Origin of the sequence: Parasphingomonas zepuensis (assembly GCF_036663735.1) — a bacterium.
In the GTDB taxonomy this organism is placed as follows: domain Bacteria; phylum Pseudomonadota; class Alphaproteobacteria; order Sphingomonadales; family Sphingomonadaceae; genus Sphingomonas.
In genome coordinates this window covers 130,351-154,437 of the sequence record NZ_JAXOJO010000002.1, presented here as the reverse complement: position 1 = coordinate 154,437, position 24,087 = coordinate 130,351, and the positions used below count along the sequence as shown (strand labels likewise).

At 66.2% G+C, this 24,087-nt stretch carries 21 protein-coding genes; 9 read left to right on the top strand and 12 right to left on the bottom strand.

From position 1 onward, the window contains the following. Nucleotides 1-37: 37 nt before the first annotated feature. Both wrbA and U1769_RS07245 read right to left on the bottom strand, forming a co-directional pair. Nucleotides 38-640: an NAD(P)H:quinone oxidoreductase gene (gene wrbA / locus U1769_RS07250; protein WP_332714158.1), complete on the bottom strand. Its 603-nt coding sequence runs from the start codon at nucleotides 638-640 to the stop codon at nucleotides 38-40. Nucleotides 641-789: 149 nt separating this feature from the next. Continuing rightward, nucleotides 790-1,488, bottom strand: a complete 699-nt coding sequence (locus U1769_RS07245) for a pirin family protein (protein ID WP_332714156.1) — start codon at nucleotides 1,486-1,488, stop codon at nucleotides 790-792. A gap of 112 nt (nucleotides 1,489-1,600) precedes the next feature. Here U1769_RS07245 and U1769_RS07240 point away from each other — a divergent pair, with 112 nt between their 5' ends. Both U1769_RS07240 and ctrA read left to right on the top strand, forming a co-directional pair. After that, entirely contained in the window at nucleotides 1,601-2,518 is a 918-nt protein-coding gene (locus tag U1769_RS07240; protein ID WP_332714155.1) for a LysR family transcriptional regulator, read from the top strand. A gap of 172 nt (nucleotides 2,519-2,690) precedes the next feature. Continuing rightward, nucleotides 2,691-3,398 (top strand): response regulator transcription factor CtrA, encoded by a 708-nt coding sequence (gene ctrA / locus U1769_RS07235; RefSeq protein WP_332714153.1) that lies wholly within the window; start codon nucleotides 2,691-2,693, stop codon nucleotides 3,396-3,398. A gap of 107 nt (nucleotides 3,399-3,505) precedes the next feature. On the opposite strand, the gene U1769_RS07230 is transcribed toward ctrA, so the two are convergent. Together U1769_RS07230 and U1769_RS07225 are read right to left on the bottom strand one after the other, a co-directional pair. Next, complete coding sequence (locus tag U1769_RS07230; RefSeq protein WP_332714152.1) at nucleotides 3,506-5,149, bottom strand: amidohydrolase; 1,644 nt, start codon at nucleotides 5,147-5,149, stop codon at nucleotides 3,506-3,508. Continuing rightward, nucleotides 5,146-6,012 (bottom strand): NAD(P)-dependent oxidoreductase, encoded by an 867-nt coding sequence (locus tag U1769_RS07225; RefSeq protein ID WP_332714150.1) that lies wholly within the window; start codon nucleotides 6,010-6,012, stop codon nucleotides 5,146-5,148. Before U1769_RS07225 ends, U1769_RS07230 begins: the two co-directional genes overlap by 4 nt. Nucleotides 6,013-6,132: 120 nt before the next feature. On the opposite strand from U1769_RS07225, the gene U1769_RS07220 reads away from it, so the two are divergent. Beyond that, complete coding sequence (locus tag U1769_RS07220) at nucleotides 6,133-7,371, top strand: threonine ammonia-lyase (protein WP_332714148.1); 1,239 nt, start codon at nucleotides 6,133-6,135, stop codon at nucleotides 7,369-7,371. Between the two features lie 227 nt (nucleotides 7,372-7,598). Continuing rightward, nucleotides 7,599-8,393 carry an arginyltransferase gene (locus U1769_RS07215; protein WP_332714146.1) on the top strand — a complete coding sequence of 265 codons (795 nt, stop codon included), beginning with the start codon at nucleotides 7,599-7,601 and terminating at the stop codon, nucleotides 8,391-8,393. 56 nt (nucleotides 8,394-8,449) lie between these two features. Here the strand turns inward: U1769_RS07215 and U1769_RS07210 are convergent, their stop codons facing one another. From U1769_RS07210 to U1769_RS07195, 4 genes are all read right to left on the bottom strand, one after another. Next, nucleotides 8,450-9,268: a transglutaminase family protein gene (locus tag U1769_RS07210; protein ID WP_332714144.1), complete on the bottom strand. Its 819-nt coding sequence runs from the start codon at nucleotides 9,266-9,268 to the stop codon at nucleotides 8,450-8,452. Continuing rightward, nucleotides 9,265-10,200, bottom strand: a complete 936-nt coding sequence (locus U1769_RS07205; RefSeq protein WP_332714141.1) for an alpha-E domain-containing protein — start codon at nucleotides 10,198-10,200, stop codon at nucleotides 9,265-9,267. Before U1769_RS07205 ends, U1769_RS07210 begins: the two co-directional genes overlap by 4 nt. A gap of 46 nt (nucleotides 10,201-10,246) precedes the next feature. Next, nucleotides 10,247-11,743 carry a circularly permuted type 2 ATP-grasp protein gene (locus U1769_RS07200; RefSeq protein WP_332714138.1) on the bottom strand — a complete coding sequence of 499 codons (1,497 nt, stop codon included), beginning with the start codon at nucleotides 11,741-11,743 and terminating at the stop codon, nucleotides 10,247-10,249. Between the two features lie 94 nt (nucleotides 11,744-11,837). Beyond that, nucleotides 11,838-13,883 carry a protein-disulfide reductase DsbD family protein gene (locus U1769_RS07195; protein WP_332714136.1) on the bottom strand — a complete coding sequence of 682 codons (2,046 nt, stop codon included), beginning with the start codon at nucleotides 13,881-13,883 and terminating at the stop codon, nucleotides 11,838-11,840. Between the two features lie 86 nt (nucleotides 13,884-13,969). On the opposite strand from U1769_RS07195, the gene U1769_RS07190 reads away from it, so the two are divergent. Together U1769_RS07190 and U1769_RS07185 are read left to right on the top strand one after the other, a co-directional pair. Next, the gene (locus tag U1769_RS07190) at nucleotides 13,970-15,631 is read left to right on the top strand and encodes an alkaline phosphatase family protein (protein ID WP_443030333.1); all 1,662 of its coding nucleotides are present in this window, start codon (nucleotides 13,970-13,972) and stop codon (nucleotides 15,629-15,631) included. Between the two features lie 43 nt (nucleotides 15,632-15,674). Beyond that, complete coding sequence (locus U1769_RS07185; protein WP_332714131.1) at nucleotides 15,675-16,685, top strand: phytanoyl-CoA dioxygenase family protein; 1,011 nt, start codon at nucleotides 15,675-15,677, stop codon at nucleotides 16,683-16,685. A gap of 21 nt (nucleotides 16,686-16,706) precedes the next feature. Here the strand turns inward: U1769_RS07185 and metH are convergent, their stop codons facing one another. From metH to U1769_RS07165, 4 genes are all read right to left on the bottom strand, one after another. After that, a complete protein-coding gene (gene metH, locus U1769_RS07180; RefSeq protein WP_443030243.1) occupies nucleotides 16,707-19,310 on the bottom strand; it encodes a methionine synthase in 2,604 nt (867 codons plus the stop codon). 102 nt (nucleotides 19,311-19,412) lie between these two features. Further along, nucleotides 19,413-20,459 (bottom strand): homocysteine S-methyltransferase family protein, encoded by a 1,047-nt coding sequence (locus U1769_RS07175; protein ID WP_332715749.1) that lies wholly within the window; start codon nucleotides 20,457-20,459, stop codon nucleotides 19,413-19,415. Between the two features lie 26 nt (nucleotides 20,460-20,485). After that, nucleotides 20,486-21,424: a methylenetetrahydrofolate reductase [NAD(P)H] gene (gene metF / locus U1769_RS07170; protein WP_332714128.1), complete on the bottom strand. Its 939-nt coding sequence runs from the start codon at nucleotides 21,422-21,424 to the stop codon at nucleotides 20,486-20,488. Beyond that, nucleotides 21,424-22,410, bottom strand: coding sequence for an ArsR/SmtB family transcription factor (locus U1769_RS07165; RefSeq protein ID WP_332714125.1), 987 nt, complete (start codon nucleotides 22,408-22,410; stop codon nucleotides 21,424-21,426). Before U1769_RS07165 ends, metF begins: the two co-directional genes overlap by 1 nt. A gap of 178 nt (nucleotides 22,411-22,588) precedes the next feature. On the opposite strand from U1769_RS07165, the gene U1769_RS07160 reads away from it, so the two are divergent. The 3 genes from U1769_RS07160 to U1769_RS07150 all read left to right on the top strand — a co-directional run bounded on the left by U1769_RS07160 (nucleotide 22,589) and on the right by U1769_RS07150 (nucleotide 24,084). Beyond that, complete coding sequence (locus U1769_RS07160) at nucleotides 22,589-22,879, top strand: hypothetical protein (protein ID WP_332714122.1); 291 nt, start codon at nucleotides 22,589-22,591, stop codon at nucleotides 22,877-22,879. A 63-nt stretch (nucleotides 22,880-22,942) separates the two neighbouring features. Beyond that, a complete protein-coding gene (locus U1769_RS07155; RefSeq protein WP_332714118.1) occupies nucleotides 22,943-23,137 on the top strand; it encodes a hypothetical protein in 195 nt (64 codons plus the stop codon). Further along, nucleotides 23,134-24,084 (top strand): aldo/keto reductase, encoded by a 951-nt coding sequence (locus U1769_RS07150; RefSeq protein WP_332714115.1) that lies wholly within the window; start codon nucleotides 23,134-23,136, stop codon nucleotides 24,082-24,084. The genes U1769_RS07155 and U1769_RS07150 overlap by 4 nt, the downstream gene beginning before the upstream one ends. Nucleotides 24,085-24,087 lie beyond the last annotated feature (3 nt).

Below are 24,087 nucleotides of genomic sequence, written 5' to 3'. Positions count from 1 at the left end.
GATTGACCGCGGATGCCCTTCATCGATCACAAGTGTATCAGGCGGCGAGCTTGGCCGCGACTTCGGCGATCCGGCGGCCCTGATAGCGAGCACCGTCAAGTTCGGGTGCGCTCGGCTGGCGGCTGCCGTCGCCGTCGGCGATGGTCGTCGCGCCGTAAGGCGAATTGCCGTGCACTTCCTGCACGCCCATCTGGCCGGTGAAGCCATAATCGAGGCCGACGATGGTCAGGCCGAAATGCAGCAGATTGGTGATGATCGAGAAGAGCGTCGTCTCCTGGCCACCATGCTGGCTCGCCGTCGAGGTGAAGGCGCCGCCGACCTTGCCGTTGAGCGCACCGCGGAACCACAGGCCGCCGGCCTGATCGAGGAAGGACGCCATCTGGCTGGGCATGCGACCGAAGCGAGTCGGCGCACCGATGATGATCGCATCGTAATCGGCCAATGCCTCGACGCTCTCGATCACGGGATGCGCGGTGTCTGCCTTGAAGCCGGCTGCCTTGACCACTTCGGCCGGCGCGGTTTCGGGCACGCGGCGGATGTCGACGGTGGCGCCGGCCGAACGGGCACCCTCGGCGACGGCGTCAGCCATCTGCTCGATATGACCATAGGACGAGTAATAGAGCACGAGGACCTTGGACATTGCAGTCTCCTTTGGTGGTTACGGGAATCGAAAAAGGGAAAAATCCGGGGGCGGGTGCCCGGCAGCGATCTGCCGGGCGTTCGGGGAGGACGAAAGCCCGCCCCCGGCCTGTTCCCGCCCCGGGGGGACGGGGCGGGACAGGAACTCGGTCATTCGGAGTCGACGAGCACCAGTTCGGTGTCTTCGATCGCCTTGATCTCGACGGTCTGGCCGCCGCCGATCGCGACGCCATCACGTGCCTTGAAGGCCTGGCCGTCAATCTCGATCGCACCGGTCGCCGGGACGAGATAGGCGTGGCGCCCCTCCCCCACGCTGTGCGTAATCGTCTCGCCGGCCTTAACCGTCGCGCCGAGCACCCGGGCATCGGCACGGATCGGCAGGGCGTCCTTGTCCTCGGCAAAGCCGCTCGCCAGCACGGCGAACCGGCCGCTGCGATCGCTCTTCGGGAAGGGCTTGGCGCCCCAGCTCGGCGATCCGCCGGTCCGCTTCGGCTCGATCCAGATCTGGAAGAGCGTCGTCGTCTCGGGCTCGAGGTTATATTCGGCATGGCGCACGCCGGTGCCGGCGCTCATCACCTGCACGTCGCCAGCGCCGGTGCGGCCTTCATTACCCATCGAATCCTTGTGGGTGATGGCCCCTTTGCGGACATAGGTGATGATCTCCATGTCGCGGTGCGGATGCGCCGGGAATCCGGAGTTCGGCCCGATCTCGTCATCGTTCCAGACACGGATCGCGCCCCAGCCCATGCGGGCGGGATCATAATAATTGGCGAAGCTGAAATGGTGGCGGGCGTTGAGCCAGCCGTGATCGGCATGGCCCAGGCTCTCGAACGATCTTTTCTCGATCATGCTGTGTCTCCTTGTTGCCGCCAAGATAAGCATTTGGATCACGACGTAAATGGAAACGCTGGAAACCGATCGTTTCCAGTGTTAAGTCGTCAACGACATCGGGGAGGAATGCATGCGTCTGCCGGATCTCGAAGCCTGGGCGATCTTCGCCTCCGTCGTTGAGCACCGGTCGTTCAGCGGCGCGGCCGACGCGATCGGGGTTTCCAAGGCGACCGTATCGAAAGCCGTCACCCGGCTCGAGGCGCATCTCGGTCAGTCGCTGTTCCATCGCACGTCGCGCCGCCTGACCCTGACCGAAAGCGGCCGGAGCCTGTCTGAACATGCCGCGCGGATCCTGGCCGAGGCGATCGCCGCCGAGGAAGCCGCGCATGACGCGGCGACCGCCCCAACCGGCCTGATCCGCGTGACCGCGCCGATGACCCTCGGGCTGATCAGCCTGACCCCGGCGATCGCCGAATTCCTCGCCGAGCATCCCGGCATCGAGATCGATCTGCATCTGTCCGACGCCAAGGTGGATATCGTCGCGGAGGGCATCGACGTTGCGCTGCGCATCGCCGACCTGCCCGACAGCTCGCTGCGCGCGCGGCGGCTCGGGCCGATCGCGACTCATCTGGTCGCCGCGCCCGCCTATCTCGAAAAGCAGGGCCGGCCGACTCATCCGGCCCAGCTCGGCGAGCATGCCTGCCTCGGCTATACCAACGTCACCGGCCCGTGGCGCTTCCTCGGGCCCGGCGGCGCCGAGGTTGCAGTGCGGCCGGCGGGGCCGTTGCGATCGAACAGCGGCGATGCCCTGCTGCCGGCGCTGCGGACCGGGCTGGGGATCGGCATGCTGCCCGATTTCATCGTCGGCGGCGATCTGGCGGCGGGCACATTGGAGGCCATCCTGACCGAGTGGCACAGCCCGCCGATCGCGCTGCACCTGCTCACACCGCCGGGCAATCTGCGACCAGCACGGGTCGAGGCGCTGATCTCTTTCCTCACCGAGCGGTTCCGCAACATCTGCGCCCGCGATGCTGCGGCTGCGGCCTGAAATTATATGCCAAGCTATCTTTCGGGCCGAGTCACCCCTCGCGACTCGTGGATTCAGGCCGGTTAGCGAAGAATTAACCTTTTGCCATCATGCCCTGACAGGTTAATAGTTTGTGCAGGGTGCATCGAACCTGAGGGGGGTCGAGCGCTGTAAGCGACGGGGGAACTGCCACATGCGCGTGCTGCTGATCGAGGACGAGCCGACGACTGCCAAGGCGATCGAGCTGATGCTCACGACCGAAGGCTTCAACGTCTATACGACCGATCTGGGCGAGGAAGGCCTCGATCTGGGCAAGCTCTATGATTACGATATCATCCTGCTCGATCTGAACCTGCCCGACATGCATGGTTATGAAGTGCTCAAGAAACTCCGGGTCGCCCGCGTACAAACGCCGGTGCTGATCCTTTCAGGCATCAACGAGATGGATTCCAAGGTCCGCAGCTTCGGCTTCGGCGCCGACGATTATGTCACCAAGCCGTTCCACCGCGAGGAACTGACCGCGCGAATCCACGCCGTGGTCCGCCGCTCCAAGGGCCATAGCCAGTCGGTCATCCGCACCGGCAAGCTGGCGGTGAACCTCGATGCCAAGACGGTCGAGGTCGACGGCAGCCGGGTCCACCTGACCGGCAAGGAATATGCGATGCTCGAGCTGCTCTCGCTGCGCAAGGGCACGACGCTGACCAAGGAAATGTTCCTCAACCATCTCTATGGCGGGATGGACGAGCCCGAGCTGAAGATCATCGACGTGTTCATCTGCAAGCTGCGCAAGAAGCTGAGCATGGCCTGCGAAGGCGAGAATTATATCGAGACCGTCTGGGGCCGCGGTTACGTGCTGCGCGATCCGGACGAGGTCGAGGCGCCGGTATCCGAAGTCGCCTGACGCCTTCTCCTCGCTAATGCCGGACAATCAGGCCGCGGTACCGGTGGGTGCCGCGGCCGTTTCTTTGTGGAGGGGGCGATCCGGCCTGTCGGTCGGCGAGCACGGCCCTATTTCCGCACCCACTCCTTGTGCCCGCCCACCCAGGTCTCCTGGACTTTGGTCGCCCGCAGATCGCTTGGGCTCGCCAGCAACGGATCGCGATCGACGATGATGAAGTCGGCACGCTGGCCGGGTGCAAGACGGCCGAATTTCTCCTCGGCGAAACCGGCATAGGCAGCACCGCCGGTGAAGGCCCACCAGGCCTGCTCGCGCGTCACGCGTTCCTCCGGGCGCCAGCCGCCAAAGGGCTGCCCGGTCGCATCCTGCCGCGTGAACGCTGCCGCCCAGCCGGCGAACGGATCCGGGCTTTCGACCGGATAGTCCGATCCGAACGCCAGGACCGATCCGTTCTTCAGCATCGAGGCCCAGGCATAGGCGCCGCCGAGCCGGTCCGGCCCGAGCCGGGCCTCGGCCATGGTCCGGTCCGATGTCTGGTGAACCGGCTGCATAGAGGCGATCGTACCGTGTTTCCCGAAGCGCGGCAGATCGGCCGGATCGACGATCTGGGCATGTTCGATGCGCCAGCGACGATCGCCCTTATACGTCTCGGACAATTCCTCGATCGCGTCGAGCACCTGCGCATTGGCCTTGTCGCCTATCGCATGGACGGCGACCTGATAATTATCCATTGCCGCGCGGCTCATCAGGTTGCGGATCACGTCATCGGCCATGAAGCCGAGGCCGGACTCCTTGGGCACGTCACTGTACGGCGCCTTGAGCCATGCCCCGCGCGATCCCAGCGCGCCGTCGGCATAGAGCTTCACGCCACCCATGCGCAGCCGATCGGCATAGAGCCAGCCGGTAGGCCCGGCACCGCCGATGCGCACCGCCGTCTCGACGCCGGCGCTATAGCTCATGATCCGGATGCGCAGCGCACCCGTATCGCCCGCGCGGCGATAGCTGAGCCAGTCGTCGAGGCTGGTGCCCATATCGGCGGTCGCGGTGATGCCAAGGCTGAGCAGAGTCGCCTGCGCCTTTAGAAAGGCAGCGTCGCGATCCTTGGGCAAAGGCTGCGGCACGGCCTTAGCGACCAGCGCCATCGCCGAATCGACGAACACGCCGTTGGGGATGGTACCGGTCTTTTCGATCCGCCCGCCCGCGGGAGAAACGCTTTTCGCGGTGATGCCCGCCGCCTTCATCGCCGCGCTGTTCGCCCAGCTCGCATGGCCGTCGGCACGCGCCAGCCATACCGGCCGGTCGCTGACCACTGCATCGAGATCGGCCGCGGTCGGGAAGCGGCCGAGGCCCCAGACTTCCTGGTTCCAGCCGCCACCGAGAATCCATTTCCGTTCGGGATTGGCCGCGACATAGGCAGCGATCTTCGCCATCGCCTCGTCGAGCGACTTCGTCCCCGACAGATCGAGCTCAACATCGCGAAAGCCGAGGTCCATCACATGGCCATGCGCGTCGATGAAGCCGGGAAGGAGCACCTTGCCCTTCATGTCGGCGCGCCAATCGAGCTTTTCCGGCCGCTTGTCGTTCGGCTGGAGCAGTCGGACGACCTTGCCGTCGGGCGTCATCAGCAGGCCATTGAAATGGACAACCTTGCCGTCCTTGTCGAGCGTCATGCCAGTGACGTTATCGACCAGCGAATCGGCCAGCGCCGGAGTGGCCGTCAGCAGGACCGTTGCGGCCGCGAGGAGCAATCTCACCGCGGCAACCTGCGGATCAGCGAGCTCGTGTCGTTGCGGCCGCCGCCCATCTTCTGCACATCGGCATAGAATTGATCGACAAGCGCGGTCACCGGCAGCGACGCGCCGTTGCGCTTCGCCTCGTCGAGCGTGAGGCCGAGATCCTTGCGCATCCAATCGACCGCGAAGCCGAAATCGAACTTGTCCTGGCTCATCGTTTCCCAGCGATTGACCATCTGCCAGCTCGACGCGGCGCCACCCGAAACCGCCTCGAACACCTTGTCGGTGTCCAGCCCACTTGCCTGGGCGAAGCGCAGCGCCTCGGCAATGCCCTGCACCGCGGCGGCGAGCGCGATCTGATTGACCATCTTGGTCGTCTGCCCGGCGCCCGCGTCGCCGATGTGGACGATGCGCAGCGCATAGGCCTGCATCAGCGGCTCGGCGACCGCCATCGCGGCCGCGCTGCCGCCGCACATGATCGAGAGCTTGCCGTTCTCGGCGCCTGCCTGCCCGCCCGAGACTGGCGCATCGACGACGAGCAGGCCTTTGGCTTCGCCCGCTTCCGCCAGCCGCCGGGCGATCTTCGCCGATACGGTGGTATGATCGACGAACAGCGCGCCCGGCGCCATGGCCGCAAACGCGCCGTCGGCGCCCAGCGTCACCTCGGCCAGATCGTCGTCATTGCCGACGCAGCTGAACACGGCATCCTTTCCGGCCGCGGCCTCGGCCGGCGTCGCGGCGACCGCTCCGCCATGTTTTGCCGCCCAGGCATCGGCCTTGGTGCGTGAGCGATTATAGACGGTGACGGTGTGGCCGGCAGCGGCGAGGTGGCCCGCCATCGGCGCGCCCATCACCCCGGTTCCGATGAATGCGATATTGGTCATGCCGCCCGCGATACGGGGTGTTTTCCCGACGCGCCAGATATGTCGCGCGCGATACTGGCGCATGGTGCGTGCCGTAACGGCCATTGCGGCCATCGGATTCAACGCCTAGTCCGCGCGCTTATGGCTACCGAACCGCTCCCCGCCGCAGAACCGCTCCCCGTCACCCTGGCCGACGTCCAGGCGGCACATGCACGGATCGCCGCATCCATCGTTCGCACCCCGACCTTCATCAGCCACACCCTGTCGAAGCTGACCGGTGCGACCGTCTATCTGAAGTTCGAGAATCTGCAGTTCACCGCTGCCTATAAGGAGCGCGGCGCGCTCAACACGCTGCTGCAGCTCAACCCGCAGACCAGGGGCGTGATCGCGGCTTCGGCCGGCAACCACGCGCAGGGCCTCGCCTATCACGCCAACCGGCTCGGCATCCCAGCGACCATCGTGATGCCGATCAACACGCCCACGGTGAAAGTGACTCAGACCGAGGGGCACGGCGCGACCGTGATCCTGTTCGGCAACACCTTCGACGAGGCTTTCGCCCATGCGCGCGAGCTCGAAGCCGAGCGCGGCTATACCTTCATCCATCCATTCGACGATGCCCGCGTTATCGCGGGCCAGGGCACGGTCGCGATCGAGATGCTCGAGGATGCGCCGGCGATCGACACGTTCATCACGCCGATCGGCGGCGGCGGGCTGATCTCCGGCATGGCGACCGTCGCGCGCGCGGCCGACCATCCGATCGAGGTGATCGGCGTGCAGGCCGAGCTGTTCCCGTCCATGTTCAACCGCATCAACGGCACCGACATGCCGTGCGCCGGCGATACCCTGGCCGAGGGCATCGCGGTGAAGGAGCCGGGCACGATCACCGCCCGCTTCGTCGAGGCGCTGGTCGACGACATCGTGCTGGTCAGCGAGCGCAGCCTTGAGGAATCGGTCAGCCTGCTGCTCCAGATCGAGAAGACGGTGGTCGAAGGGGCCGGCGCCGCCGGCCTTGCCGCCCTGCTGTCCTATCCCGACCGCTTCCGCGGCAAGACGGTCGGCGTCGTGCTGTGCGGCGGCAATATCGATACGCGCCTGCTCGCCAACGTCCTGTTGCGCGATCTCGCCCGTTCGGGACGGCTCGCGCGCCTGCGCATCAGGCTGCAGGACCAGCCCGGCGCGCTGTTCAACGTCGCGCGCATCTTCGACGCCGAGCGCGTCAACATCATCGAAATCTATCATCAGCGCGTGTTCACGACGCTGCCCGCCAAGGGCCTGATCACCGATATCGAGTGCGAGACGCGCGACAAGGCGCATCTCGACCGGCTGATGGCCGCGCTGCGCGCCGGCGGTTACGAGGTCAGCCCCGTCGAACTTGCCTGACGAAGCGAATCACCCGTGCGGTGAAGCGAGTCCCGCGCCTCTGGTCGCGAGTCGCGCAATGTACTATGATGTTGGTTCTCGGGATGCGCCGCGCGTAAATCCCGATACTTCCCCAAATCGATGCGTTAACCCTCTTTCATGGTAAAGCGGCTTTTCATCACGACGTTGGCGATTCATAACGGTCGCGCGCCGTGCATCAGCATCGGTGAGAAAGGGGACCAGAAGCGGTGACTGCGCCATTTCGCTTTCCGCGTTTCTTCGTGACCAGCCCGTCGCCCTGCCCCTATCTCCCCGGGCGGCAGGAGCGAAAGGTCTTCACGGAACTGAACGGGCCGCACGCGGGCGAGCTCAACGATGCGCTGGGCCGGATCGGCTTTCGCCGCAGCCAGTCGGTCGCCTACCGCCCGAGCTGCGCGGGCTGCACTGCCTGTGTCTCCGTCCGCGTGGTCGCGGCGAATTTCGTGCCCAACGCGACCCAGCGCAAGCAGATCCGGCGCAACGCCGATCTCGAGGTCAATGCCTGCCGCGCCTGGGCCACCGATGAGCAATATCAGTTGCTGCGGCACTATCTGGCGTCGCGCCACCCCGGCGGCGGCATGGCAGATATGGACGAAGGCGATTATGCCGACATGGTCGAGCATTCGCCAGTCAACAGCTTCATCGTCGAATATCGCGAGCCGCCGCGGGACGGCCAGCGCGGCCGGCTGATCGGCGCCTGCCTGACCGACCAGCAGACCGATGGCCTGTCGATGATCTACAGCTTCTTCGACGCGGATCATGCGGAACGCGCCGGCCTGGGCAACATGATCATCATGGATCACATCCTGCGCGCGCGCAGCATCGGCCTGCCCTATGTCTATCTCGGCTATTGGGTGAAGGGCTCCGAGCGGATGGCGTACAAGACCCGCTATCGCCCGATCGAGGTGCTCGGGCCGAACGGCTGGACGCTGCTGACCGACGAGGACGCAACCTATGCGCCGCCCGCGCAGAAGAACGTCCTGATGGCGAACGAACTGGTCTGAGATACCCGCCGAGCGCGCGGTGCGATCACTTCAGCCAGGCCGGACCGGCTGACCGATCAATCCTGCCCGTTGGCACGGCCGACATGCAGGTCGACGTCCAGCTCCTCGTCGCCCTCGCCCAGCCGCGATCCAGCAACCGGCGCGGCGCCGGCTGAATCCAGCGCCACGGCGACCCGCGCATAGGCCTCGTCGGCGCACAGCCCGGTACAGGGATCGAACGCCACCCAGCCCAGCCCCGGCACAAATGCCTCCGCCCAGCCATGCGGCGCAGGGGACATGTCGCCCAGGTTGCACGCCACGCTGTAGCCCGAGACATAACGCGCCGGCACGCCGAGCCCGCGCGCAGCCGCGGCGAACATCTGCGCGAGATCGCGCGGGGTCGCCGTATCGAGCTCGAACGCCTCGGCCGCGCTCCGCCCCGAGACCGGCCGATTTCGATCGAGCGCGAAGCGGTCGTGGAAAGCGAGGTTGAGGGCGTGCAGCCGCTCGACCGGGTCGACCGTCGCGGCGACCGCTTCGGCGGCGAACGCGCCCAGCCCTTCGCTCGGCGCCGTCAGGCCGGTGGAGCGCAGGAACAAGGGTGGCGGCAGGGGCTCGTGCGTGCCGTGCACCACGCCGTTCGAACGGTTGGTCAGCACCTCGCCGGAGACGGCAATCTCGATATGCTCGATCGGGCCCTCGACATAGAGCATCGTGACGCGGTTGCCGAAGCCGTCCCGCCCGGGACGCATCCGCGCGTCGCAATCGACATGCAATTGCCAGCCGGCGGCGGTCTGATCGTGCGTGTCCTCAGGCGTCAAGCGGAGCATCTGGGTGAGGCGCCCCTGCGGCACCGAGAAACGATAGATCGTTCGGTGATCTATCGTGAGCCTCATCCGAATTTGAACTGCCGGCCAATGGCCTCGTGGAGCAGATCATTCTCTGCCTTGAAGGCCTGGAGATACTGGTGCAGCCCGCTGGTGATGACTTCGCCGGACCGGGTCTTGGCGAGCCGCGACTGCCGCATCCGCGCCATCCGGTCAGCCTCACCGTGCAGCCCGGTGCGCTTGGCGAGCAGGTTCAGAATCTCGAGCGTCTCCTCGGCGGAGGCGGCGAGGCTGCGCGGCAATTCAGCGCGGGAGATCAGCAGGTCGATCACGTTCGCCGGCCGCAGCCCTTCCGAATAGAGCCAGCGATACGCAGTGACAGCCGACACGGTCTGCAGGATCGTGGTCCATTGATCGCGGTCGACCACGCCGCCCACCCGCTCGCCCTCGGGTAGCAGCAGATGATATTTTACGTCGAGCAGGCGCGCCGTGTTGTCGGCCCGCTCGACTGCCTGGCCGAGGCGGATGAACCAGGTCGTCTGGTTGCGCAGCATGCGGTGGATCGCGCCTTCGAAACCGCGCGCCTCGGTCTTTACGGCATCGACCAGGCCGAGCGTCGCGGTGGCGCCCCCGGGGCTGGTGCGGCTGTGGAAGATCAGCCAGGCGCGGTTTATCGCGGTCCAGGCCTCGCGGGTCAGCGCGGTGCGGACGGCGCGGGCATTGTTACGCGCCATATCGAGGCAGCGGACGATCGAGCCGGGATGGCTTCCGTCGAGCGTGAGGAACCGCGCGACATGCTGCTGAGTCATGGTCTCGCCCGTCGCCTCGAAGGCGTCGTCAGTCTCCGTCACCGCCAGCGCGCTGGCCCAGGCCGCTTCGCCCGCCGGACGCGGCGAGAGCACGTCGAGCCGCACGGTCGCCTCGACCAGGCGCGCGATGAAATCTGCCCGCTCGATATAGCGACCGAGCCAATAGAGCGATGAGGCAGTGCGGGAGAGCATCAGATAGCTCCCCGAGCTCGTTCGGGGAGGATTTGCGTAGCCGCGCTCACGACGACTGCCCCTGTACCTGGCTCATGCCGTCCGCAGTCTGCACCTGGGCCTGCACGTTCCCGCCGTCCATCAGCACGAAACTATCCTTGGTCCCGCCGCCCTGCGACGAATTCACGACCAGCGAGCCTTCCTTCAGCGCCACCCGGGTCAGGCCGCCGGGCACGACCTGGATGCTCTTCGAACCGGTCAGCACGAAGGGGCGGAAATCGACATGGCGCGGGGCAAGGCCGGCCTCGCTGAGCGTCGGCACAGTCGAGAGCGCCAGGGTGGGCTGTGCGATATAGCGATGCGGCTCGGCGATGAGCGCGGCGCGGAAGGTCTCGATCTCGGCCTTGGTCGCGGTCGGACCGACGAGCATGCCATAGCCGCCCGAACCATCCACCAGCTTCACCACCACGTCCTTCAGATTATCCAGGACGTATTTGAGCGCCTGCGGCTCGCGGCAGCGCCAGGTCTCGACATTGGGCAGCTTGGGCTCACTGTCCGAATAGAAGCGGACGATCTCGGGCATATAGCTGTAGATCGCCTTGTCGTCGGCGATGCCGTTCCCGGGTGCGTTGAGCAGCGCAACATTGCCCGCCGCATAAGCGGCAATCAGGCCGGGCACACCGAGCATCGAATCCGGCCGGAAGACGAGCGGATCGAGATAATCGTCGTCGATCCGGCGATAGATCACATCGACCTTCACGCGCCCGGCGATCGTCCGCATCCACACGATATCGTCGTCGACCACGAGATCGGCCGCCTCGACCAGCTCGATCCCCATCGAATCCGCCAGGAAGCTGTGCTCGTAATAAGCGGAGTTGAAATGCCCCGGCGTCAGCACAACGCACACCGGATTCTGGCCAGATCCATGCGGCGCGACGGATTTCATCGTCTCCAGCAAGCGGTCCGGATAACTGTCGACGGCAGCCACGCGGAATTCACGGAACAGCTCCGGGCAGAGCCGCAACATCGCCTCGCGATTCTCCAGCATGTAGCTGACGCCCGATGGCGTGCGGGCATTATCCTCGAGCACGAAGAATTCGTCAGGCCCGGTACGGACGAGATCGATGCCGCAAATATGCGCCCAGATACCATGCGGCGGGCGCATGCCCGCGATTTCAGGGCGGAATTGCGGATTGCCGAAGATCAGGTCCTCCGGCAGCACGCCGGCCTTCAGGATCTTCCGCTCGCCATAGATGTCGTCGAGGAACGCGTTGATGGCCTCGACGCGCTGAACCAGCCCCTCGGACAGCCGCGCCCATTCATCGGCCAGGAAGATGCGCGGCACGATATCGAATGGGATGATGCGTTCCGACGCATCGCTGTCGCCATAGACTGCGAAAGTGATGCCGAGCTGACGAAAGGTCGCTTCGGCCGATTGCTGGCGTCGGCGCAGCTCCGCATCGGGGGTCTCGTCGAGCCAGCGACCGAGCGCGGCGAGTTCGGGTCGCGGCCTGGTCGAGCCGCTCTGCCCCATGATCTCGTCAAACGCCGGTCGTGTCCCCATCGAACGGTAAAGCCCCCATATGCCGCCTGGTTCCATGCTGCGACGAATTGCTGCGGCGCACAAGGGCCGTTCTTCACGCCATCGAAAGGAAAATTCAGGAGCCCAATGCCGCCAGCATGCCGGGTGTCAGCACCTGCGGCAGCACCTGGGGCGCGGCGGCGCCAGGGGCGTAATAGAGATATAACGGCACACCGGCGCGGTTGTGTGCCTCGATGAACCGACCAAGCACCGGATCGCCGCCAGTCCAGTCGCCGACCAGCACCGCCACCTTGTGCGCAGCAAAAGCCGATGTCGTTGCCTCGGTTTCGATCGCGACCTTTTCGTTGACCTTGCAGGTGAGGCACCAGTCAGCCGTGAAATAGGCGAAGACTGGCCGGCCCTCAGACCGGAGCGCGGCAAGCCTTGTTTCGCTGAACGGCTCGACCGCGCCGACGGCGGGCGCGCTTGCCCGGGCGGGGCGGGTGGCGGTCGCCGCCAGCCAGATGCCGCCCGCGACGATTGCCACCAGCGCCGCGCTTGCAACCGTGCCAAAAGCGAGCCCCCGCGCCTGACGGCGCCCTGCCACCCACAGCACGATCGCGGCGGTCAGGGCGACGAGCAGACCCTGGGTCATGCCATCGACACCGGTCTGGCGCCCGAGTACCCACACGAGCGCGATCGCCGTCAGCCACATCGGGATCGACAGGAAGCGGCGGAAATTCTCCATCCAGGCGCCGGGCCGCGGCAGGCGCCGCCGCAGCGCTGGCACGAAACCCAGTGCGAGGAACGGCAAGGCCAGACCGAGCCCGAGCCCGGCGAACACGGCGAGCGCGGCGGGCCAGGGCAGGATCAGCGCCGCGCCCAGCGCCGCGCCCATGAACGGCCCGGTGCACGGCGTCGCGATGAATGCCGCGAGCGCGCCAGTCGCGAAGGCGCCGCCCGTGCCGCCGGCATTGTTGACGAAGCCCGGCGTCGGAATCTCGAATAGCCCGCTCAGGTTGAGCGCCAGCGCCACCGTCAGCAGCAGCAATACGATGATCGCGCGCGGATCCTGCAACTGGAACGCCCAGCCCACCGCGGTGCCGCCCGCCCGCAGCGCGAGGATCGCGCCGCCCAGCGCCACGCATACCGCGATCACCCCCGCAGCATAGGCCAGCGCCTCGTGCCGCGCCGAGCGTTCGTCGAGATGTCCGCGCGCGAGGCTCAGTGCCTTGAGGCTGAGGATCGGAAAGACGCACGGCATGATGTTGAGGATCAGCCCGCCGAGCATCGCGCCGGCAAAGGCGATCAGCGTCGCGATCCAGACGCCGTCCGGCACGCCCGCGGGCGCCGCGGCGACGGTTCCGGCAACTGCCGTCACCATCAGCCCCTGCCCCGGCGCGATCCGCAGCACGCCGCCGAGCGAGCCCTGCCCGGCCTCCGTCCCGGCCTTGGCCTCGATCACCACCAGATCGCCGTCTCGGGTCACGCGCTGCGGTGCTGCATAATCGATGCGACCGGTTGTGATCGGGAAGAAATAGGCGTCCGCAAGCGGGGCATCCGCCGGATAGGGCACGCCGATGCGCAGCTTGCCGCCCTCGGCCTGGAATTGCGCCTTCGCGTCGAGCGGCTTGGGGATCGCCTTGCGCCATGCATCGAACCGCGCCCGATCGGCCGGGGCGACCGCGCCGTCGCCGATGGTCAGGTCAAGCGACAGGTCCGCTTCCTCTGGCACGCACAGGGTCTTGGTGCAGACGAGATATTGCGCGTGGAGCCTGACCGGCAAAGATGTGCCGGCAGCGAGCCCGGCCGGCATCTGCAACGTCACCAGTGGCGCATAGGGCGCCTCGAACACATAGTTCATCAGCCCGGCCATCAGCAGCGTGCCCGGCACGGGATAGACCGGTTCGCCGACGGTCACGCCTCGGGGGAGCACCCAAGTGAGGGTCGCGGGAAAGCCCGCATCGCCGGGGTTCTGCCAATAGCCGTGCCAGCCCGGCTCCGGCCGGGTGTCGAGTGCCAGCGTCACTGCCTGCCCCGCGGCGGGCGTGACGGTTTCGGCGACCAGCCGCATCGCGAGATGCCTGGCCTTGCCGGGCGCCGCCGGCGATTGCGCATGCGCGCCGCCGGCCGCGAACAGCGCGGCCAGGATCGTCACAATCAGGTAACCGAACGCGCGCATCGCCCATCCTTGTCGGCAGTCACGCACTCGCCCATAGCGGCGAGCGCGGTGCATTGCACCTGAGCGCGGAGAAAATGCACGTGAAGATTCTGGTCTCGATCGCTGCCCTTGCCATCGCCCTATGGGCCGCGCCGATCCAGGCCCAGGAAACGCCGGCGCCGACTCCCGCTCCAGCGCCACGCAAGGCGCCCAAGCTGATCGTCACCATTTCGGTCGATCAGTTCTCCGCCGATCTGTTCGCCGAATATCGCAACCGCTTCACCGGCGGCTTCGCGCGGCTGCTCGACGGCGCCGTATTCCCTTCCGGCTATCAGAGCCATGCCGCGACCGAGACCTGCCCCGGCCATTCGACGATCCTCACCGGGTTCCGTCCCGGGCATACCGGCATCATCGCCAACAACTGGACCGACCTGAAAAACCCGCGCAAGGACAAGAGCATCTATTGCAGCGAGGACGAGAGCGTCCCCGGCAGTTCCTCGGTCAACTACACTGTCTCCGACAAGCATCTGCTGGTCCCCACGCTCGGCGAACGGATGAAGGCCACAAATCCGGCAACGCGGGTCGTTTCAGTCGCCGGCAAGGACCGCGCTGCGGTGATGATGGGCGGGCACCAGGTCGATGAGCTGTGGTGGTGGAACGGCACTGGCTTTGTCTCCTATGCCGGCCGCGCCACGCCGCCGGTCGTCGCCCGCACCAACGCCGCGGTCACCGCGCTGATCGCGCAGCCGCAGACGGCGCTGGAAGAACCCGATTTCTGTTTACCGCACGATCGCGCGATCCCGATCGGCGGCGGGCAGACCGTTGGAGCCGGCCGCTTCGCGCGCGCCGCGGGCGACACGCGCTCGTTCCGCGCCTCCCCCGCCTTCGATGCGACGATCCTGGCGCTTGCGGCGGGCATGTTCCAGGACATGAAGCTTGGACAGGGCGACACGACCGATCTGCTCATCGTCGGGGCGTCGGCGACCGATTATGTCGGCCACACCTATGGCACCGGCGGCAACGAGATGTGCGTGCAACTCGCCAATCTCGATCGATCGCTCGGGTCGTTCTTCGACGTGCTCGACCGGACCGGCATCGACTATGCGGTCGTGCTGACCGCCGATCATGGCGGCCACGACCTGCCCGAGCGCAACCGCGAGCATGCCGCGCCGATGGCGCAGCGGATCGATCCCGCCTTTCGCCTTGCCGATATCGGCAAGGACATCGCCACAAAGCTGAAGCTCAAGACCAAGACTCAGCTGCTCTACGGCGATACCGGATCGGGCGATGTGTGGATCGACCCTGCGCTGACCAAAGCCCAGCGCGCCCGGGTCGTGACGGAGGCGCTGGCCCGCATCCGCGCGCATCCGCAGGTCGCCGCAGCCTTCACCGCTGCCCAGATCGCCGCGACGCCCGACCCGAGCGGCCCGCCCGAAACGTGGAGCCTGATCGAGCGCGCCCGCGCCTCCTTCTACGCGCCGCGATCGGGCGACATCGTCGTCGCGCTCAAACCGCGGATCACGCCGATCCCCGATCCAACCAAGGGCTATGTCTCCACCCATGGCAGCTTCTGGGACTATGACCGCCGCGTGCCGATGCTGTTCTGGCGCAAGGGCATGACCGGATTCGAGCAGCCTTTGTCAGTCGAGACGGTGGACATCATGCCGACTCTGGCCGGCCTGATCGGCCTGCCCGTCGCCGGGCCCAAGCCCGATGGACGCTGCCTCGATTTCGATGCTGGTCCCGGATCGACCTGCCCGGGCAATTGACGCGCGGCCCCGATCTGGCCGATGGTCAGAGGCAGGGGGAATCATGCCGTCATCGCCAGCAGCCATAGCGGACCGTACCGACGCATTTCCGCATGTCCGGGGTCTCTACGACTATTGGGCGCGGCGGACCCGGCAGGCGGACGCACAGTCAATACCGGACATGCAGGCGCGGATCCTGCTCGACATGCTCGGCCTCGGGCTCGAGCAGACGATGCGCCACGTCGGCATCGAGACTCCAGACTATCCGGCTTTCGAAGCGTGGATCGCCGCCATCGCCGGCCTACCCGATCCCGATGCGCTCGATCGCTATCACGCCTGGCTCGACGGCGCGCCGGTGCCGGAAGCAACCAGCCGCCGGCTCAGGGCGATCGAGGACGCCCCGCCCGTACTGGACGCCGCCGATCTCGCGCATTGGGACGAGCATGGCTATGTGATCGTGCGCAACGCGATCACGGCGGACGAAGCCAGGGCCGCGGAAACCCTGCTCTGGCGAACCGTCCAGGCGCGGCCCGACGATCCGGACAGCTGGTACCGGGTGCGCAACAACGGCATCATGGTCCAGGTCTTCCAGGATCCCGCGCTCGACGCGATCAGGCGTTCCGCCCGCGCGCACAAGGCGTTCGCGCAACTCTGGGGAACGGCCAACCTCTGGTCCTCGGTCGACCGGATGAGCTTCAACCCGCCTGAGCGCCCGGGACGGGCCTTTCCCGGCCCCAAGCTGCACTGGGACGTCAGCCTGACGCTGCCGATCCCCTTCGCCACTCAGGGCATCCTCTATTTCACGGACACGAGCGCGGACCAGGGCGCGTTCGAGCTGGTTCCCGGATTCCATCGCGGGATCGAATCGTGGCTCGACGGGCTCGGCACCGCCGATCCGCGCCAGGTCGATCTCAGCGCGAAAGCGCAGCAAATCGCGGCGCGGGCCGGCGACCTGATCATCTGGCGCCAGGAACTGCCGCACGGCGCGAGCCCGAACAGCGCCGACCGGCCGCGCATGGCGCAATATATGACGATGTATTCGCCCGACTATCAGGCCCAGACGGTCTGGCGTTAGGGGCAAACGCCCCCGACAACATCAGTCCAGGTTCGGCCGTAACCAGCGCTCCGCCGTCGGCAGGTCGACGCCGCGCCGCTCGGCATATTCCTCCAGCTGATCGCGGCCGACCCGCGCCACGCCGAAATATTCCGCCTGGGGGTGCCCGAAGTAAAAGCCGGAAACGGCCGCGGTCGGCAGCATCGCGAAACTCTCGGTCAGGGAGATGCCGGTCGCGTGATGCGCGTCGAGCAGCTTGAACAGGGTCGGCTTCAGGCTGTGATCGGGGCAGGCCGGATAGCCCGGCGCCGGGCGGATGCCGCGATATTGCTCCTTGATCAGCGCTTCGTTGGTGAGCTGCTCTTCCGGCGCATACCCCCACAAAGTCGTGCGGACGTGCAGGTGCATCATTTCCGCCATGGCTTCGGCGAGGCGATCGGCCAGCGCCTTCAGCAGGATGTCCGAATAATCGTCGATCGCTGCCTTGAACCGCGCGAGATGCGGCTCGATCCCGTGGATGCTGACCGCGAAGCCGCCGATCCAGTCGCCGTCATGGCTGATGAAATCGGCCAGGCACATGTTCGCCCGCCCTTCCCGCTTGGCGATCTGCTGCCGCAGAAAGGGCAGCTTCACATGGCTCTCATCCTCGAGATGGATGATCACGTCATCGCCCTCGCGGCGGCACGGCCACAGCCCGACCACCGCACGCGCGACCAGCCATTTCTCCGCAATGACCTTGTCGAGCATCGCCTGTGCATCGGCGAACAGGCTGCGGGCGCTCTCGCCCACCACCTTGTCCTCCAGGATCGCCGGATAATTGCCGGCGAGTTCCCAGGCGCGGAAGAAGGGCGTCCAGTCGATGATCTCGCGCAGCTCGGCCAGGTCCCACTCGCGATAGACATGCACGCCCGGCTGCTTCGGCATCGGCGGCTTCATGTTCATATCGGCCTCGAACGCGTTGTCGCGCGCGGCCTGCAGCGTCAGCAGTTCGCTCTGGGTCCGGCCGGCGCGAGCGACGCGCACGGCTTCATATTCATCGGCCGTCTTTAGGACGAAGGCGTCCTTCTGCGTGTCGCTGACCAGGGTCGACGCAACGCCGACCGCACGGCTCGCATCGAGCACATGCACGACCGGACCGTCATAGGCCGGCGCGATACGCAGCGCGGTGTGGACCTTGGACGTGGTGGCGCCGCCGATCAGCAGCGGCATCTTCATGCCGGCGCGTTTCATCTCCTCGGCGACGGTGACCATCTCGTCGAGCGACGGGGTGATCAGGCCCGACAGGCCGATCATGTCGGCGTCATTCTCGTTCGCTGCCTTCAGGATGTCGGACCAGGGCACCATAACGCCCATATCCACCACGTCGAAGCCGTTGCACTGGAGCACGACGCCGACGATGTTCTTGCCGATATCGTGCACGTCGCCCTTGACGGTCGCCATGATGATCTTGCCCTTGCCGCGCGCGCCGGGCTCCTTCGCCGCCTCGATGAAGGGCAGCAGATGCGCCACCGCCTTCTTCATCACGCGTGCCGATTTCACCACCTGGGGCAGGAACATCTTGCCTGAGCCGAACAGGTCGCCGACGACGTTCATGCCGTCCATCAGCGGCCCTTCGATCACTTCGATAGGGCGATCGTAGAGCTGACGCGCTTCCTCGGTATCGTCGACGACATGCGCGTCGATGCCCTTCACCAGCGCATGCTCGAGCCGCTTGGCGACACCCCAGCCGCGCCATTCCGCCATCTGCTTCTCGGCGACCTCGTCCGTGCCCTTATAGCGTTCGGCGAGCGCGATCAGCCGCTCGGTCGCGCCGTCATCCTTGTTGAGGACAACGTCCTCACAAGCCTGGCGCAGTTCCGGGTCGATCGTGTCGTACACATCGAGCTGACCGGCATTGACGATCGCCATGTCGAGCCCGGCGGGGATGGCATAATAGAGGAACACCGAGTGCATCGCGCGCCGCACCGGCTCGTTGCCGCGGAACGAGAAGCTGAGGTTCGAAAGCCCGCCGGAGATGTGGCAATGCGGCAACCGCGCCTTGATCTCCTTGCACGCCTCGATGAAGTCGTTCCCGTAATTATTATGCTCCTCGATCCCCGTGGCGACGGCGAAGATGTTGGGATCGAAGATGATGTCCTCTGGCGGAAAGCCGATGCCCATCAGCAGCTTGTAGGCGCGCTCGCAAATCTCGACCTTGCGCGCCTTGGTATCCGCCTGACCGGTCTCGTCGAATGCCATGACGACGACGGCGGCGCCGTACTGCATCACCTTCTTGGCCTGATACAGGAACTGAGCTTCACCCTCCTTCATACTGATCGAATTGACGATCGGCTTGCCGCTGACGCATTTCAGCCCGGCCTCGATCACTGCCCATTTCGAGCTGTCGATCATGAACGGGATGCGCGCGATATCGGGCTCGGCGGCGATCAGCTTCAGGAAGGTGGTCATCGCCACCTCGGCGTCGAGCAGCCCTTCGTCCATGTTGACGTCGAGCACCTGAGCGCCCGATTCCACCTGCTGCAGCGCGACCTCGACCGCGGCGGGATAATCGCCCGCCATGATCAGCTTCTTGAAGCGCGCCGATCCGGTGACGTTGGTGCGCTCGCCGATATTGACGAACTGGGCGGTTGAGGGGGCAGAGGCCAAAATAAAATCCGTTCGTTTCGAGCGAAGCCGAGAAACCTGAGTCAGCGCACCGTCATTGTGTCTCGACTTCGCTCGACACGAACGGTCGGGGTTATCCCCGCGCTAAGCCGCCATCGTCATCGGTTCCAGACCGGCAAGCCGCGTCTTCACCGGGGGCGTAGCGGGCGTGCGCGGGGCGAGTTCGGCCACCGCCTGCGCAATCGCCGCGATATGCTCGGGCGTCGATCCGCAGCAGCCGCCCAGAATATTGACCTGCCCGTTCGCCGCCCACTCGCGCACCAGCCCGGCGGTAGTCGCCGGCTGCTCGTCATATTCGCCGAGCTCGTTGGGCAGGCCGGCATTGGGATAGACCATGATCAGCGTGTCGGCGATGTCGCTGAGGGTGCGGACATGCGGGCGCAGCTGTTCCGCCCCGAACGAACAGTTGAGCCCGATCGTCAGCGGCCGGGCATGGCGCACCGCGTGCCAGAACGCCTCGACCGTGTGGCCCGACAGGTTGCGGCCCGAAAGATCGGTCAGCGTCATCGACAGCATGATGGGTACGTCGTGGCCACGCTGTTCCGCGGCCTCGAGCACCGCCATGACGCCGGCCTTGGCGTTGAGCGTGTCGAACACCGTCTCGATAAGGATGAAATCGACGCCGCCATCCAGAAGCGCCTCGGTCTGCTCGCGATAGACCGATTTCAGATAATCGAAGTCGATCTCCCGGAAGCCCGGATCGTTCACGTCGGGCGACAGCGACAGGGTCTTGTTGGTCGGCCCGATCGCCCCGGCGACGAAGCGCGGGCGGCCGTCCTTCGCGGCATAATCGTCGGCCAGCCGGCGGGCGATCTGCGCGGACGCGATGTTGATCTCCCTCACCAGCCCCTCGGCGGCATAATCGGCCTGGCTGATCACGTTCGCGCTGAACGTGTTGGTCGAGACGATGTCGGCCCCGGCATCGAGATAGGCGCGTGTAATGGTCTCCGGCACCTCGGGCTTGGTCAGCGCGAGGATGTCGTTATTGCCCTTCTGGTCCTTGGCCAGGCCGAGCGCTCCGGCATAGTCGGCCTCGTTCAGCTTCCAGTTCTGGATCTCGGTGCCGAACGCGCCGTCCGTGATCAGGATGCGCTTGGCAGCCTCGGCCAGCAGTTTTTCGCGTGCCGTCATGGCGTCACCTGCTTCGTTGGACATGGTCATGCCGCCGCTGCCTCGCGCGCCGGCGGCTTGGCGCGCAGCCCGAGCAGGTGGCAGATCGCGAAGCTCAGCTCGGCGCGGTTGAGCGTGTAGAAGTGGAAGCTGCGCACGTCGCCGGCATAGAGTCGCCGGCACATTTCGGCGGCGATCGTCGCGGCCACCAGCTGGCGCGAGGCGGGATGATCGTCCAGCCCGTCGAACAGCCGCCCCATCCAGTCGGGGATGCCCGCCCCGCACATATCGGCGAATTTCCGCGTCTGCGCGACGTTCGATACGGGCAGGATACCCGGCACGATCTCCGCCGTGATCCCCGCCGCGGCGGCGCGATCGCGGAAGCGGAAGAACGCCTCGGGCGAGAAGAAGAACTGCGTCAGCGCCCGGTTGGCGCCGGCATCGATCTTCCGCTTGAGATTGTCGATATCGGCGCGAACATCGGGCGAATCCGGATGGCATTCCGGATAGGCCGCGACCGAGATGTCGAAGGGATGGAGTTTGCGCAGACCGGCGACCAGCGCCGCTGCATTCTCGTACCCGTCGGGATGGCTGACGAACGGCGTGCCCATGACCGGCGGATCGCCCCGCAGCGCGACGACGTGACGGATGCCGGCAGCCCAATATTCCTCGGCGACCTGATTGACCTCGGCCTTGGTCGCGCCGACGCAGGTGAGGTGCGCGGCGGCCGCCAGGCTCGTCTCGCGCTCGATGCGTGCCACGCAGGCATGCGTGCGATCGCGCGTCGTCCCGCCGGCACCATAGGTGACCGACACGAAGCGCGGGCCGAGCGGCTCGAGCGTCTTCACTGCCTCCCACATGGTTTCTTCGGTCTGGGCCGATTTCGGCGGGAAGAATTCGAACGATACCTGCGAATCGCCGGCGAGATCGGCGAACAGCGGCGACGCCTGCGCGCGCCGTGCCTCGCTTGCTGGGTTCCTGGTCATCATGCCGCCTTCACCTCTTGTACCGGTATTTCCATGGGGCTGCCCGCCTTGCGCGCCAGCCACAGCTTCACGGTCAGTTCGCCGCCTTCCAGCGTCTCGGTCCTTGCCGGCACGAGCCCGGCCGCACTGAACCACGCGGCGATCTGCTCATCCGAGAAGCCGAGCCGCGTATGTGCGTCGCGGGTGCGGAGCTCCTCGCGATCGTGCGGCGCGAAATCGGCAATGAGCAGACGCCCGCCCGGCGCCAGCACCCGGGCGGCCTCGACGATCGCGGCACCAGGCTGCTGCGCGAAATGCAGTACGTGATGGAGGATGGCGGCATCGGCCTCCCCGTCGCCGAGCGGCAATGCGTAAAGATCGGCCTGGCGCAATTCGGCATTGGAAAGCCCGCGTTCGGACAGCTTGGCGCGCGCCAGCCGAAGCATCTCGGAGCTGCGGTCGATCCCCAGCGCGTGTTTGGCGCGACCCGCAAACAGTTCGAGCATCCGCCCCGTACCGGTGCCGATATCGATCAGCTGGCCGATCGGCGTGCCCGTTTCCCCGTCAAGGCCGAGCACTGCCGACATGGCTGCCTCGACCTCGCTCTCGGCAATGTGCAGCGACCGGATCGCATCCCATTGCCCGGCGTTCGATTCGAACCAGCCCGCCGCCGAAGAAGCGCGATCGGCGCGCACGGCGGCCAACCGGGCCGCGTCAGCCACCGCCCAGTGGTCAGGCTCGATCTTGCCCCATTCGTCGAGCGAGGCCAGGATCGGGTTGACCCTGGCTGCCTTGCCCAGCGCGACGAACACCCAGCTGCCTTCCTTGCGGCGTTCGGCGAGGCCGGCATCGCACAGGATCTTCACATGCCGACTGACGCGCGGCTGGCTTTGGCCGAGCACTTGCGCCAGTTCGCCGACCGAGAGCTCCATCGAGCGCAGCAGGCCGAGGATACGAAGGCGGGTCCCGTCGGCCAGCGCGCGGAAGATATCGAGAGCTTGGGTCATGATGGAATTAGATATAAAGATATCTTTATATGAGGTCAACGGGCCATATAAAGATATCTTTATATGTACTGCGGGACATAGCCTGTGGGCGAACCGGATTGCACCCGTCCCGCCCGTTCGATAGCGTCCGCGTCGACGCGCCCCTCATGGCGCGCATCTGACACGAGGAGTCTGACAGATGACGAAATTCCTGATCGCGCCGATCGCCTTCGCCGCTGCCCTTGGCCTGGCTGCGTGCAGCCCCAAGGCACAGAACGAAACCGCCGAGGCAGCCGATACCATCGCGGCCGACGCCAATGCGACGATGAGTGAAGCCGCCGGCGACACCGAAGCCGCCGCCGACCGCGCACTTGGCGCCGCCGAGACGTCGATCGACAATGCCGGGAATGCGGTCGGCAACGCCGCCGATTCAACGCTCGACGCCACCGGCAACACGCTGAAGAAGGTCGGCCGCGACATCGAAGACTAAGCCGGCCAACCGCGCCATAGCTGAAACCAGCCCCGAGCCGTTCGGGGCGTCCGGAGAGTACCCATGACCGTTGCAAGCGCTGGCGGGCTGTTGTTGGCCGCCCTGTGCCTCACCGCCTGCCAGGGCAGCGACGGCACACCCGGCACGACCAGCCGCGCCGAGGCGCAAGCACTCAACGATGCCGCGACAATGCTCGATGCCAACAGCGTCGACATCAACGCCGTGTCGCTCAACGCAACCGAGGAACAATCGTCATGACATCGCTTCGCCGCCTGGGCGCCACCGATCTCCACATCGCCCCGCTCGTGCTCGGCGGCAACGTCTTCGGCTGGACGGCTGACCGCGACACGAGCTTCGCCGTGCTCGATGCCTTTGTCGCGGCCGGCGGGACGATGATCGACACCGCCGATCTCTATTCGAGCTGGGTGCCCGGCCATGTCGGCGGCGAATCCGAGCGCGTGATCGGCGAATGGCTGAAAACCGGCGGCAAGCGGGACAAGGTCCAGATCGCGACCAAGGTCGGCATGCTGCCGGGCGAGGGCGGCAAGGGACTGGCGCCGGCGCGGATCGCCGCCGCGGCCGACGAATCGCTCATGCGGCTCGGCATCGAGCAAATCGATCTCTATTTCGCCCATGAGGACGATGATGCAGTGCGTCAGGAAGACGCGCTCGCGGCGTTCGGGAAGCTGATCGACGCTGGCAAGGTTCGCGCGCTCGGCGCCTCCAACTTCCGCGCCATGCGCCTCAAATCGGCGAACGACGCCGCGAAGGCGCATGGCCTGCCGCATTATCAGGTACTCCAGCCGGAATATAATCTCGTCAGTCGCCACAAGTTCGAGGGCGAGCTGCAGGATTATTGCGTCGTCCACGATATCGGCGTGGTGCCCTATTACGGGCTCGCATCCGGCTTCCTGACCGGCAAATATCGCTCGACCGCGGATTTCGGCAAGAGCGTGCGGGGCGGGCAGATGGGCGAACTGCTCGAGGGCAAGGGCGCGGCCGTGCTTGCTGCCATGGACGAGGTTGCCGCTGATACGGGCGCGACGCTCGCCCAGATCGCGCTCGCCTGGCTGGCGGCGCAACCCGGCGTCACCGCGCCGATCGCCAGCGCGACCAGTGTCGCGCAGATGGACGAGCTTGCCGGATCGCTCCAACTGCAGCTGAGCGCGGCCCAACTGGAGCGGCTGACCAACGCCGGCGCCTGACGG